This window comes from Marinobacterium rhizophilum DSM 18822, assembly GCF_000378045.1.
Lineage (GTDB): Bacteria > Pseudomonadota > Gammaproteobacteria > Pseudomonadales > Balneatricaceae > Marinobacterium_A > Marinobacterium_A rhizophilum.
This window is the reverse complement of the sequence record NZ_KB899090.1, coordinates 203,925-216,312: the sequence shown is the minus strand read 5'-3', so window position 1 is coordinate 216,312 and position 12,388 is coordinate 203,925. Positions and strand designations below refer to the sequence as shown.

The window sequence follows — 12,388 nt, the reverse complement described above, 5'->3', positions numbered from 1 at the left end:
GCTGCCACGCCTGTATCAGGCTACCTGTTCGATATCCAGCAGCATGCGGGTACACTCCTCGCCGATGCGCTGGATTGCGCTTTCGACCCGCTCGTTGGGTTTCTCCGAGTAGTTCAGGCGCATGCAGTTGCGGTATTTGCCCGAGGCCGAGAACAGGACTCCCGGGCCGATGCGGATGCCCTGGTCGAGCAGGCGCTCGTTCAGGCGTACGCTGTCGGCGTCACCCGGCAGCTCGACCCAGAGCAGAAACCCGCCCTGGGGATAGCTGATGCGGGTACCGGCGGGAAAGTAGCGCTCGACCCAGGCAATCATCTGGTCACGACCATGCTGGTACTGGGCGCGCATTCGGCGCAGGTGACGCTCGTAGTGCCCCTGGGCGACGAAGTCGGCGACCGCCAGTTGTGGCAGACTGGCACAGGCCGCCGTGCCGACGTACTTCATGTGCAGCACCTGCTCGCCATAGCGTCCCGGCGCGACCCAGCCCACGCGCAGTCCCGGTGCCAGTGTCTTGGAGAAAGAGCTACACAGCAGCACCCGGCCGTCGCCATCGAATGACTTGATGGTGCGCGGGCGCGGAAACTGGTAGCTCAGGTCGCCGTAGATATCGTCCTCGATAATGGCTACATCGAAGCGCTGCGCCAGCGACAGTAACCGGCGGCGGTTCTCCTCGGGCATGGTGTATCCCAGCGGGTTGTTGCACGTGGGTGTCACCTGGATGACCCTGATCGGCCACTTCTCCAGCGCCAGTTCCAGCGCCTCCAGGCTGATGCCGGTCACCGGATCCGTCGGGATTTCCATCGCCTTTAGCCCGAACGCCTTGATTGCCTGCATCGAGCCGTAGAAGCTCGGCGAGTCCACGGCGACCACATCGCCCGGTTGGGTCACGGCACGCATGCTGGTGGAGAGCGCCTCCTGGCAGCCCGTGGTAACGACAATATCGTCCGGATGCAGCCGACAGCCCGAATCGATGCACAAACGCGCCACCTGCAGGCGTAGCTCAGGGGAGCCGCGCAGACTGTCGTAGGAGAAGCCGCGTATCGGGCTGGCGCCGCGCCCGTCAGCCAGGGCACGGTGCAATGGCTTGAGGGTCGGCGCACTGATGTCCGGCATGCCGCGGCCAAGCGCGAGCACGCCGGGCAGTTCATTGGCGCACAGCAGCTCCATCACCTGTTCCCACTGCGAAACTTCCAGCGGACGTTGCGTTGGGCGACTGACTTGCGGCATTTGTGGCGTGGCCGGCCGCGGCCGGACGTAGTAACCGGATTTCGGCCGTACCTGTGCGAGTCCCTCATCCTCCAGCAGCCGGTAGGCTTCCTGTACGGTGGCGATGCTGATTCCGTGCTCCCGGCTCAGGGCTCGAATCGATGGCAGGCGGTCGCCACAGCGGTAATAGCCCTGTTCGATACGCTGACGCAGTTCATCCGCGACCTGTTCATAGAGTTTCATTACAGTTACTCAGTACAGAATATTAATGCAGTACAGATAGTCTGAAAAATAGCAGTACAGTTGGGATAAATCAAAATCTGTAATGGTTAAATAAGTTTATTTTGAATCTGTAATGGAAAGCGTCGCAGCCTTACTCTGAATGCCATCAACCGCAGGAGGATAATGCCATGTTAAGTATTGAGATTTTCCGCCGCCTGTTGGATGCCCTGCGCCGGGTTGCGCAGCGCCGCCGCTCGCGCCGTCAGTTGCTGGCACTCAGCGATCATATGCTAAAGGATATCGGTATCAGCCGTGCCGATGCCGTGTACGAGGGCGATAAGCCGTTCTGGCGCGCCTGACGCGATACTGTTGGCCGGCTCGGGATTCGGGCCGGCCATGCGCCTCATTTGCACAGGAGATTGAAATGTCCGCGCTTGCCTATTACACCCTGGATGTCTTTACCGATCGTCCCTTCGCCGGTAACCCGCTGGCGGTCTTTCCCGATGCGGGTGAGTTACCGCTCGCGCAGATGCAGCAATTGGCGTCTGAGCTGAATCTGTCGGAAACGGTATTCGTCACGTCTGCAGGTTCCGACAACCGCTTTGACGTGCGGATCTTTACCCCCGGCGGGGAGATTCCCTTTGCCGGCCATCCCACCGTGGGTACGGCGTTGCTGCTCGCGCGTCTCGGCCGGCTGGCGCCGGAGCAGGGCACGGCACTGACCCTGGTGCAGCGTGTCGGCGATGTGCCGGTCCAGATTAGGGGGCAGGGTGACGCTGCCATTGCCCGTTTTCGTACCGTCCGCGTGCCGGAGCTGACTGCCAGCCCGCTGAGCCGCGAGGAAGCCGCCGCGCTGGTCGGTCTTGAACCGTCACAACTGCTCGCTGCACCGGTCGTGGCGTCGTGTGGTACACCGTTCCAGATGCTGCAAGTGACTGATGTCGAAAGTCTTGGGCGCGCCGCGCTGGATCTGGCGCTGTGGCGCCGTCTGCTGTCGGGGCATTCCGCCCCCGACCTCTATCTATACAGCCTGGCAGCGGACCGGCGGTCGGCGCGCACCCGCATGTTCGGACCCGGATTTAACATTGCGGAAGACCCGGCCACCGGTGCCGCGGCGTCGGCACTGGCCGGGATGCTGGCGGGCGCTGTACCCGGGTGCTATCGGCTGCGCATAGAGCAAGGTGTCGAGATGGGGCGGCCGAGCCTGATCGAAACCGAGGTTCGTGTCACTGCCGAGGGGGCCGAGGCCGTGTTTGTTGAAGGGCAGGCCCGGTTCGTGAGTGAGGGGCATTTCTATCTCAGTTGAGAAAAGTTGGCAGGCTTATCGGCCAGTGGCCCGCTGCAGGTCATTTTACGCGATGAAATATGCTCTTAAACTCGCTATGCTTTGTCTAGCGTCTATAAGAACAATTGCAGTAGGAACGCTTATGTTTCAGGAATTTCGTCATTTGAGAGTGCAGGACATGTCAGGCGTCGACCACCTGCTTTCGCCCACCCAGGTTCGCCCCCCCTACACCCTGCGCAGTCCCGCGCTGGAAGCCATGACCGATTTTGTCGAGACGGCGCCGGTTACCGTGTCGGCACAGCTTGGCGTCGACGAAGCGCTGGAATGGATGAAAAGCCAGCATGTACGCATGTTATTTGTGCTTGATGACAAGGAGCAGTTTGCCGGCGTGATTACAGCCCGCGACATTGCCGGTACCCGGGCCATGGCATATGCGCACAAGAGCGGCATTGCCAGGACTGATGTGCAGGTGCGCCATATCATGCTGGATAGAGCCAGTATTCGCTGTCTCACCTTTGATCAGGTTGCCGATGCCACCATTGGTGACTTGATGCTCACCATGCAGGGATCCGGTGAGCAGCACGTCGTGGTGATCGATGAGGGCTATGCCGGCGTGAAGCGGGTACGGGGTGTCATCTCGGCCAGTGATATTTCGCGCCTGCTCAAGGTCAGTTTCGATGTGATGTACGAGGCCAAGACGTTTGCCGAGATTGAAAAGATCGTAGCCCACGGTGGTGGGCTCTAAACGAGCGGGGGAGATTTGCCCGCAGTGGCGAAAAGATTTGCGCCCTGATCTCATTGCTCTATACTCCGCGAAAATTCAGAAAAGAGCCCGCGCTGATGCCATCACTGCGGGTTCTTTTTTATGGGGCCCAGGTGGCATGGAGCAAACGATCTGCTCGCCAGTTGCATGATTGTGGCCCTGACCATCGTCTATTGAGAGGTGCCGTACCAGATGAAGCTGCCAGAACATATCAGCCCCGAACAGTGGCAACGTGCCAAGGCGATTGCCGATAGCAAGGACACCCCCTGTCTGGTGATTGATCTGGACAATATTCGCCAGAAATACACGCAGCTGGTGCAGGGCTTCGATTACGCCCGGGTGTTCTATGCGGTGAAGGCGAATCCGGCCGATGAAGTCATCGCGTTGCTGGCACAGCTGGGCTCAAATTTCGATATCGCCTCTATTTATGAGCTGGACAAGGTCATGAAGCATGGCGTTGAGCCCTCGCGCATGAGCTTTGGCAACACGATCAAGAAGGCGCGGGATATCCGTTACTTCTATGACAAGGGTGTGCGGTTGTATGCCACTGATTCGGAGGCGGATCTGCGCAATATTGCCGAGCAGGCGCCGGGATCCCGCGTTTATATTCGGGTACTGACCGAAGGTTCAGAGGGCGCCGACTGGCCGCTGTCGCGCAAGTTTGGCTGCAATCCGGAAATGGCGATGGAGCTGGCCGTGCTGGCCCGGGATCTTGGTCTGGTGCCCTGGGGCGTGTCGTTTCATGTCGGCTCGCAGCAGCGGGATATCGATGTCTGGGACGGCGCCATTGCCAAGGTCAAGTTTATCTTTGAGCGCCTGCTGAGCGAATACGGTATCGGGCTGAAAATGATCAATATGGGCGGCGGGTTTCCGGCCAGCTATCTGCACAAAGCCAATGAGTTTGCGGTGTATGTGCAGGAGATTACGCGTTTTCTGCAGGAAGATTTCGGTGATGAGGTCCCCGAGATCATTCTGGAACCGGGCCGCTCGCTGGTCGGTGATGCCGGCATTCTGGTGTCTGAGGTCGTACTGATTTCACGCAAGTCCGCCACGGCGCTGGAGCGCTGGGTATTTACCGATGTGGGCAAATTCAATGGCCTGATCGAGACCCTGGATGAAGCCATCAAGTACCCGCTGGCCAGTGAGCGGGATGAAGACCCTGCGGCTGAATTTGAAGAGGTTATACTGGCCGGGCCCACGTGCGACAGTGTGGACATCATGTATGAAAGCTATCGCTATCAGCTACCGTTGTCACTGGAGATGGGTGACCGGTTGTACTGGTTTTCCACCGGCGCCTACACCACCAGTTACAGCTCAATTGAGTTCAACGGTTTTCCGCCGCTGAAATACTACGTTGCCTAACCGGTGATGCAAGGGCAGGGCGGCTGAACCGAGTGTCCTGCCAGACAATTCATTTTTCAAACCTTGCTCCGCGCGCTCTGGCAGGCAGGTTTCGATCCTGTGTGGATAACGCCCGACGTTATCAAGCGTTTCGGCTCAGGGGGCCAGTCCAGTAACAGAACCGCGCAGATCAGCGGCAGGCCGGTCCTTAACAGGGGTTGCGGGTTAATTTGCCGGCCGATGGTGTATCAGGTAAAAGAAAAGGGTGAAGCCGGCCCGGATGCCGCACGCTGCGCCGGCGTGCAGGATTGCGCCATTGCACGGCATTCTGGCAGGATCAGCGCGCGGCCTGTGGCGCGCGACGGCAACCCTGGAATCCACCACCTATGCAGCTGATATTTCTTGGGACCTCGTCCGGCGCGCCCACCCGGCAACGCAATGTGTCGGGGGTGGCGCTGTCGTTGCCCCGGCGGCGCGACTGGGTGCTGGTCGACTGTGGTGAAGGCACCCAGCACCGGCTGCTGCGCACGCCGTTATCGGTGCTGCGGTTGCGGGCCATCTGCATCACGCACGTGCACGGCGACCACTGCTATGGCCTGCCGGGTCTGCTGGCGTCGGCGCAGCTCAATGGCCGCCGCGAGGCGCTGACGCTCATCGCTCCGGCCCCCATCTGGGACTATCTGCAGGCGGTCTTTACCAGCACGGCGCTACATCTTGATTATCCGCTGGAGTTTATTGACGTGACCCGGCTGCCAGCCGGGTTTGAGCTCGACGACTTCGAGGTGTCGGCCTGGCCACTGTCACACCGGGTACCGAGTTTCGCTTACCGCTTTGTCGAACGTGGGGTGCCACGCCGGTTACGGGTTGATTGCCTCGAGCGTGATGCAATTCCCCGCGGCCCCCTCTGGGGTGCGCTGCAGCGGGGTGAGGCTGTACCGCTGGCCGGCGGCGGTTTGGCGAGGAGTGAGGATTACACCCAGCCTGCATGGCGTGCACGGCGGCTGGTGATTGGCGGTGACAACGATAGTCCGGAATGCTTGCGCAAGGCCTGCAGGGATATCGACCTGCTGGTACACGAGGCAACCTATGACGCTGAAACGCTGATCCGGATCGGGTCAGCGCCGATGCATTCCAGCGCAGCGCAGGTTGCGGGCTTTGCCCAGTCGCTGGCACTGCCGCACCTGATTCTGACTCATTTCAGCCCGCGCTATCAGCAGGGTGGCGCTCGAGGCTTGCCGCTGGCGCGGCTGGAGCAAGAGGCGCGTGCAGGCTACTCGGGCGACCTGTGGCTTGCGGCCGACTATGATCGTTTCGAACTGGCCCCCGATGGCAGCCTGCAACGCAATAGCGTGCTCGAATAACGTTCAGTCGGCGCGTCCCTTTGCCGTTCAGAGGCGGATGATGTCCGGATGCTTGCCGAGGGTTTCGATCAGCTGCTGCATCTCGGCATCGGTGCCAATGCTTATGCGCAGGTGGTTGCTGATCAGCGGTCGGCTGAAGTGACGCACCAGCAGACCGTTGGCGCGCAGGTACCCCATCAACTCGGCACCTTCCAGATAACGGTGCTGTGCGAAGACGAAGTTGGTGCCCGAGGGCAGCACGACGAACCCCAGGGCGTGGAGTTCGTTGCAGGTCCATTCGCGGGTGGCAATGATGCGATCAGTCGTGCTGCGAAAGTAGTCTTCATCCTCAAGCGCAGCGACACCGGCGCTGATGGCGAGCATATCCAGCGGGTAGGAGTTGAAGCTGTTCTTGACCCGCTCCAGTCCGTCGATCAGGTCTGGATGTCCAATGGCAAAGCCGATACGCAGTCCTGCCAGGGAGCGTGACTTGGAGAAGGTCTGTACCACCAGCAGATTGTCGTAGCGTTGCGTCAGGGCAACGGCGCTCTGGGCACCAAAATCGACGTAGGCTTCGTCGACCACCACAACCGATTCAGTATTGCGCTGCAGCAGCTGTTCAATTTCGTCCAGACTCAGGATACAGCCGGTGGGAGCGTTGGGGTTGGCGAAAATGATGCCGCCGTTGGTCTGACTGTAGTCATCCAGGCAGATGCTGAAATCTTCGCGCAGTGGCACTTCCTGGTACTGAATGTCGTACAGATTGCAGTACACATCGTAAAAGCTGTAGCTGATATTGGGCATCAGCAGTGGCGCACTCTGGCGGAAGAAGGCCATAAAGGTATGCGCCAGCACTTCATCGGAGCCGTTGCCGACAAAGATGTTGTCCCGCGCGACACCGTGGTAGTCCGCCAGAGCCTGCTTCAGAGCCCGGGCATCGGGATCGGGATACAGGCGCAGCCGCCCGAATTCGAAATTCTGCAGTGTCTGCATGACGCGGGGCGAGGGAGGGTACGGGTTTTCGTTGGTATTCAGTTTGACGATCTGCAGATCTTTGGGCTGTTCTCCCGGTACATAGGGAACCAGGTGCTTGATCGCGTCACTCCAGAATTTGCTCATTGCAGTGCTTTCACAGGATGGGTTGAGAGGGCGCCGTGGCGATACTTGGATTGGCGACTAGCATAACAGGTTGGTCGGGCGCAGGCCTAGCGGCCTGTCGGGCTTGGCCGATCGTAGCGAGGTAAAGACCGATTTGCGGCAGTTTTTGAGCTCTTTTGAGGCGAATAGTGGTTCTATTTAACAAAAAAGAGTACATAAAATGACTAAATTCGGCTTTTCCGCAGTAGATCAGTGGTAAGTCCGACAGGCTGCTAGCAGCCTGTTGAATAGCGGGTCAGCAGAGCGGGGAGCCGTTACGGGGTTGGCTTAAAATGAAAGCTGGTGCATCTGCTGCAAGGTATGCAGGTGCAATAAAGTCAGCCGACGTCCCACAGGCACCGGGGGCGCCGGCTGATGATAGGACCAACCACCCCCTGATCCCAGGGAATGCTTGATCCGTCTTAGTAGAGTCATTGCGCGGGCAAAAGTTCAGTACCGGATTTGCGCCGGGGGCTTTCGGACTTTTGCATGGCGCTTAGCGCCTCGAAGGCATCGTGGTTTGGCGCCAGTTTGGTATAATGCGTCGCCTGTTTAACCCTGCTCCGGGCTTACGCCCCGGACCGCACGATGGAAATGATATGACTCAGTTTGTTGTTTGTGCCCTGTATAAGTTTGCGACCCTTGAGGACTTCGAGTCCATGCGCCAGCCCCTGCACGATGTGATGGAGGCCAACGGGGTGCGCGGCACTCTGCTGCTGGCCCGCGAGGGTGTGAATGGTACCGTGGCCGGTTCACGCCAGGGGATCGATGCCGTACTGGCGTGGTTGCGTTCGGATCCGCGGCTGGCAGACCTGTCGCACAAGGAATCGTTTAACGAAGAGATGCCGTTTTACCGCACCAAGGTCAAGCTGAAAAAAGAGATCGTTACCATGGGCGTCGAGGGCATAGATCCGCGCCAGGTGGTGGGGACCTATGTGAAGCCCCAGGACTGGAACAGCCTGATCGCGGACCCGGACGTGGTGGTAATCGATACGCGCAACGACTATGAAGTGCAGATTGGCACATTCGAGCGCGCGGTGAATCCGCTGACCAAGACCTTTCGTGAATTTCCCGAGTTCGTCCAGCAGAATCTTGACCCCGCGAAACATACCAAGGTCGCCATGTTCTGTACCGGCGGCATTCGATGCGAGAAATCCACCGCCTACCTGAAGGAGCAGGGTTTTGACGAGGTCTATCACCTTGAGGGCGGCATTCTCAAATACCTGGAGGAGGTGCCGCAGGAGTCGTCGTTGTGGCGGGGCGAGTGCTTTGTGTTCGATAATCGGGTCACGGTCAATCATGACCTGGAACGCGGTAGTTTTGAGCAATGCCATGCCTGTCGTTTACCCATTACCCAGGCTGACATGGAAAGCGAAAAATACATGGCCGGTGTGAGTTGTCCGCATTGTTTTGATGCGCTGTCCGATGAACAACGCAGCCGTTATGCACAGCGGGAATTGCAGGTAAGACTCGCCAGGCAGCGCGGCGAAGAGCACCTGGGCGCCGATGCGGCCAAGGCCATTCGCAAGCGCAAGGACGAGAAAAAGGCGTTGCGCGAGCGCCAGGCACAGCAGTCTTCCTGACCGTTGATTTGTCTCAGGCCCTGTTTCTCGACAGGGCCTTATTCGCCAGCACTTATTGACCGGGGCGTGTGGCTGCAGGACGGCCCCACTTCCTGATCATTCGCTCCTGAGCACTATGCGGCATGAATCGCGCGGCGTTCAGGAAACCTGCGTGGATAACTGTCTTTCAATTGCGACGTTCTTGTTGTTTAGGGTCAGTGCCGTCCTTACAATGGCTGCTTGTGCCGTACTCTCATCCGAGCTGGATAGTCCTCGTTGGATAATCACAAGTACTTGAACAAGCGTCGCTGGCTGCGTGAGTTTTTGCTCAGTTGTCTGCTCTTGCTGATCATTTTTTATGCTGTCAGCCGACTGGATCTGAGCGAAAGGCTGTACGCTTTCAGTCGGGCCTATGAAGCCGTTGATCTCGATGACATGCTGTTCTCGCTGGGGTTATTCCTGCCGATCTATATCGGGATCTTTGCGGTACGCCGTTTTCGTGAGCTGGCCATTCTTGTGCGCGAAAGCTCGACCGACGGCCTGACCGGGCTGATCAACCATCGTCATGTTCAGGGGCTGCTGGCACAGGAAGCAGGCCGTGCGCAGCGTTTTCGGCGGCCGCTGTCGGTGATTTTGTTCGATATCGATAACTTTAAACAGATCAACGATACCCACGGCCACCCCGTGGGTGATGCGGTGCTGCGCCAGGTGGCGACGCTGATGCTCAAAGCGGTTCGTGAGGTAGACCATCTCGCCCGCACCGGCGGAGAAGAGTTTATGCTCATCGCGACCGAAACCGACGGTGCCATGGCGCGGGAGGTGGCGGAGCGAATGCGCCAGATACTCAGTGATGCGGACTTTGGCATTGGCCGACCGGTCACCGCCAGTTTTGGTGTGTCGGAGTTGCGTCGCGGTGAGGCGGCCTCTGTGTTGTTGCAGCGCGCGGACGAACGGCTGTACTGGTCAAAGCGCGAAGGTCGCAACCGGGTGTGTGGTCTCGACCGGCGCCCTGCAGGCCCAGGCTTGGCCTGATCGCCGACCGCCGGGTCGCATGCATTGAGAGATTCGCTGCGCGTTTGCGTTATTCCTGCTCCAGGGCGTCGCGGATGGTTTGAATCACTCGCGTCGGCAGGCGACGCAGGGTCAAGGTCTGCCCCTGTTCGTCGAACAGGATATCGCGGTCCGAGCCCTGGGGCCCCAGGGAGCGGCGGGCGAAATCCAGCTGCCAGTTATCCGACTTGGTCTTGACCTTGCTGAGCGCCTTCAGGGTGCCACGGTGGGGTTGGAATTCCTGGCTGACCTGGTAGGGCTCGGTATTGGCAAATTCGCCGAAACTCGAGCCTGGTGCCGAATCTTCGCTGGGCGGGATATAGGCATCGAACAGGCGCTCTACTTCATTCAGCGACGCATGACGCTGCTCGCCCCGCTGTTGTTCCAGATAGTTGACGACATCTTCGACCACTTCATCCTTGCGCTCGTGCAGTGCGTTCTGGTTGCAGAAGTCACGGGTGGCGCGGATCAGTTCGCGGGTACTCTGGCTGGCCGGAATCGCCTGGCTGCAGCCCAGTGCCGTTGGGAAGTCCTGGCCGATGCTACCGTTGCGCTTGCCTGGTACGAAGCTCAGGTAACTGTCCTGGCTTCGGCCGAGGCGCGTCAGGTTAATGCGCAGGGCCTGGACCAGGCGTTCAGCGGCAAGTACCTCAGTCTGGATGGGTTGCAGGTTGGCGTCCAGGCTCAGGCGTGTCTCATGCTCCAGCAGTGCGAGCAGCAGGTAGTGATAGCGGTCACTTTGATAGAGCAGAAAAATGACCTGGCTGTCGCAGGCGTCGGCCGGTTGGTCGGGCTGTGCGCTATCCAGCAGTGCGGCCAGGCTGACATCGGCAAGTGTCTCGAAGTCCGCATCGCTGGGGCTGTCACCGGCCAAAGGCAGCAGCGCAGCCGTGAAGGGATGTTCATACATCGTATCGTCGGCAAAGGCACCGTGTGTCAGGGCCGAACGGCGGCCAAAGCTGCCACTGACGGCTTCAAACAGTTGTTGTACCAGGGGCGCTTGCGGATCAAGCGCCGTCAGCTCGCCTGCGGCGCGGGCCAGGGATCGGATGGCGACTTTCTGTAGTTCCATGGGAGTTCCAGCTGGGATTCAGACCGCCGAAGTTTACGATAAACAGGACCCCGGGTGCGAGCCGGATTCGGCGCTAGTGATAATGGCGACATGGATACGCTATGGGCATTGAGGTGCGCCACGGTGGTTAAGGAGGCTTGTCGAGCGGAGTGCAGGAAACACAGCAGGTGCACGGGAACTGATCAATGAGTGGACAAGCTCGCTGGAGAAAGACCTCGGCTCTATGAATCAGACAACACCCGTGCTCATCTAGCATAACCGAAACTATGCCGGTGTGGCGAGCGCTGGGAAGCAACAATGTTGAGCACTGGTACCCACGTATAGGTCCGGCAATGCGCAGGACGCTACACGAGACCCGGGCGATGAGCGGGTACTGGCAGAACCGCTTGCCGGGACGCCAGTGCGTGGCCAGCGGGTGAGCGCTTACTCGTAAAGGTTATCGTCGTAGCCGCTGCTGATCTGGCGAGCCAGCAGCCGTTCTTCCATACGCTCTTCTATCTGACGACGCTTTTTACTGTTGTAGCTGATCTTTTTGCCACGGGTGCTTGTGTCCCGGTCTTCAAAGTCGTCGTCCCAGTCTTCGATATCGTCCGCAGGGACTTGATCGACACGAATTTTGGTGCCCATCGGCTCTCGTTCTCACATCTCAGGTTGAAATCAAACAGGGACGGGGCCCCGTCGGTGGATAATTTATAGCGCGCCACTGTGCCGATGTGCTTGCACTCAGGAGCGCCGGGCTGCCGGGCGCCGGGTTGCCGGGTTGCCGGGTGCCTGTCGGATTGCTGCCATTTGGAGCTTGACAATAGGCCCTGCAGTCCATTTCGCGAATATATAGCAGCTTTTGGCGCCGGGTAAAGTGAATTTTTCGACGCGCCGTAAATTTCTCACCAGGGGGTTCCGATGCGGGGGGCTGGGGCTGCGGACGGGCTTGATCGGGGCTGTGGCAGCATGCGTGCAAGCGGGGCTGGAACCGGCGCAGAGGGTCGGTTCCGGGATGGACGTCTGTTAACAGGCGGCACTGAAGCGGTGTTTAATAGTCGTCGTCAAACTCATCTCTAATCTGCTGTCTCAAGGCACGCTCTTCGAGCAACTGCTCGATTCGGCGCCGCGCAGCCGGATCGATGGTTTTACTTTTAATGGGGGCGTCTTCCTTGATCTCCGGTTCGGAGTCCCAGTCCACGACATCATCGTCGTCTGTCATGTCGCTGCTGTTGTGTTTTTTGCTCATAAATCTGTTCTCGACATCTGTCCGTGCAATGCCTTGCTGAAAATGCGGGTGTCGCTGCTTGCGTCCTGACTTGTGGCAGCGACATACGCCCAGAGCCTGCCGTGCGGCAGCTCATGGGTAACTTCCTAAAACTAGTATGGAACAGATATTAGAGCTTGCCGCATTGGATTTGCAATTGGGAAAAC

General features: G+C 59.1%; 12 protein-coding genes. 7 read left to right on the top strand and 5 right to left on the bottom strand.

The window, feature by feature from the left end; genetic code table 11:
* Positions 1 to 15: 15 nt before the first annotated feature.
* Positions 16 to 1,446 (bottom strand): aminotransferase-like domain-containing protein, encoded by a 1,431-nt coding sequence (locus F451_RS0102850; RefSeq protein ID WP_020679845.1) that lies wholly within the window; start codon positions 1,444 to 1,446, stop codon positions 16 to 18.
* A 167-nt stretch (positions 1,447 to 1,613) separates the two neighbouring features.
* Here F451_RS0102850 and F451_RS27030 point away from each other — a divergent pair, with 167 nt between their 5' ends.
* The 5 genes from F451_RS27030 to F451_RS0102825 all read left to right on the top strand — a co-directional run bounded on the left by F451_RS27030 (position 1,614) and on the right by F451_RS0102825 (position 6,175).
* The gene (locus F451_RS27030; protein WP_020679844.1) at positions 1,614 to 1,784 is read left to right on the top strand and encodes a DUF1127 domain-containing protein; all 171 of its coding nucleotides are present in this window, start codon (positions 1,614 to 1,616) and stop codon (positions 1,782 to 1,784) included.
* 65 nt (positions 1,785 to 1,849) lie between these two features.
* Entirely contained in the window at positions 1,850 to 2,731 is an 882-nt protein-coding gene (locus tag F451_RS0102840) for a PhzF family phenazine biosynthesis protein (RefSeq protein ID WP_020679843.1), read from the top strand.
* 121 nt (positions 2,732 to 2,852) lie between these two features.
* Complete coding sequence (locus F451_RS0102835) at positions 2,853 to 3,455, top strand: CBS domain-containing protein (protein ID WP_026291458.1); 603 nt, start codon at positions 2,853 to 2,855, stop codon at positions 3,453 to 3,455.
* A 210-nt stretch (positions 3,456 to 3,665) separates the two neighbouring features.
* A complete protein-coding gene (locus F451_RS0102830; protein WP_020679841.1) occupies positions 3,666 to 4,835 on the top strand; it encodes a type III PLP-dependent enzyme in 1,170 nt (389 codons plus the stop codon).
* A gap of 365 nt (positions 4,836 to 5,200) precedes the next feature.
* Positions 5,201 to 6,175: a ribonuclease Z gene (locus tag F451_RS0102825; protein ID WP_020679839.1), complete on the top strand. Its 975-nt coding sequence runs from the start codon at positions 5,201 to 5,203 to the stop codon at positions 6,173 to 6,175.
* Positions 6,176 to 6,202: 27 nt separating this feature from the next.
* On the opposite strand, the gene hisC is transcribed toward F451_RS0102825, so the two are convergent.
* On the bottom strand, positions 6,203 to 7,273 hold the full coding sequence (gene hisC / locus F451_RS0102820) for a histidinol-phosphate transaminase (protein ID WP_020679838.1): 1,071 nt from the start codon (positions 7,271 to 7,273) through the stop codon (positions 6,203 to 6,205).
* A 617-nt stretch (positions 7,274 to 7,890) separates the two neighbouring features.
* Here hisC and trhO point away from each other — a divergent pair.
* Together trhO and F451_RS26530 are read left to right on the top strand one after the other, a co-directional pair.
* A complete protein-coding gene (trhO, locus tag F451_RS0102815; protein WP_020679837.1) occupies positions 7,891 to 8,874 on the top strand; it encodes an oxygen-dependent tRNA uridine(34) hydroxylase TrhO in 984 nt (327 codons plus the stop codon).
* A gap of 255 nt (positions 8,875 to 9,129) precedes the next feature.
* Entirely contained in the window at positions 9,130 to 9,885 is a 756-nt protein-coding gene (locus F451_RS26530) for a GGDEF domain-containing protein (RefSeq protein ID WP_020679836.1), read from the top strand.
* A gap of 49 nt (positions 9,886 to 9,934) precedes the next feature.
* Here the strand turns inward: F451_RS26530 and F451_RS0102805 are convergent, their stop codons facing one another.
* The 3 genes from F451_RS0102805 to F451_RS0102795 all read right to left on the bottom strand — a co-directional run bounded on the left by F451_RS0102805 (position 9,935) and on the right by F451_RS0102795 (position 12,203).
* Entirely contained in the window at positions 9,935 to 10,975 is a 1,041-nt protein-coding gene (locus F451_RS0102805) for a nucleoid-associated protein (RefSeq protein WP_020679835.1), read from the bottom strand.
* A gap of 423 nt (positions 10,976 to 11,398) precedes the next feature.
* Positions 11,399 to 11,602, bottom strand: coding sequence for a PA3496 family putative envelope integrity protein (locus F451_RS0102800; RefSeq protein WP_020679834.1), 204 nt, complete (start codon positions 11,600 to 11,602; stop codon positions 11,399 to 11,401).
* A 403-nt stretch (positions 11,603 to 12,005) separates the two neighbouring features.
* Entirely contained in the window at positions 12,006 to 12,203 is a 198-nt protein-coding gene (locus F451_RS0102795) for a PA3496 family putative envelope integrity protein (RefSeq protein ID WP_020679833.1), read from the bottom strand.
* Between the last annotated feature and the right edge of the window lie 185 nt (positions 12,204 to 12,388).

Excerpts from the sequence above, each read along its gene's own strand:
- trhO (WP_020679837.1), top strand. The coding sequence starts at position 7,891 with ATGACTCAGTTTGTTGTTTGTGCCCTGTATAAGTTTGCGACCCTTGAG.
- F451_RS0102840 (WP_020679843.1), top strand. The coding sequence starts at position 1,850 with ATGTCCGCGCTTGCCTATTACACCCTGGATGTCTTTACCGATCGTCCC.
- F451_RS0102835 (WP_026291458.1), top strand. The coding sequence starts at position 2,853 with ATGTTTCAGGAATTTCGTCATTTGAGAGTGCAGGACATGTCAGGCGTC.
- F451_RS27030 (WP_020679844.1), top strand. The coding sequence starts at position 1,614 with ATGTTAAGTATTGAGATTTTCCGCCGCCTGTTGGATGCCCTGCGCCGG.
- F451_RS0102830 (WP_020679841.1), top strand. The coding sequence starts at position 3,666 with ATGAAGCTGCCAGAACATATCAGCCCCGAACAGTGGCAACGTGCCAAG.
- hisC (WP_020679838.1), bottom strand. The coding sequence starts at position 7,273 with ATGAGCAAATTCTGGAGTGACGCGATCAAGCACCTGGTTCCCTATGTA.
- F451_RS0102805 (WP_020679835.1), bottom strand. The coding sequence starts at position 10,975 with ATGGAACTACAGAAAGTCGCCATCCGATCCCTGGCCCGCGCCGCAGGC.
- F451_RS0102850 (WP_020679845.1), bottom strand. The coding sequence starts at position 1,446 with ATGAAACTCTATGAACAGGTCGCGGATGAACTGCGTCAGCGTATCGAA.
- F451_RS0102800 (WP_020679834.1), bottom strand. The coding sequence starts at position 11,602 with ATGGGCACCAAAATTCGTGTCGATCAAGTCCCTGCGGACGATATCGAA.
- F451_RS0102825 (WP_020679839.1), top strand. The coding sequence starts at position 5,201 with ATGCAGCTGATATTTCTTGGGACCTCGTCCGGCGCGCCCACCCGGCAA.
- F451_RS0102795 (WP_020679833.1), bottom strand. The coding sequence starts at position 12,203 with ATGAGCAAAAAACACAACAGCAGCGACATGACAGACGACGATGATGTC.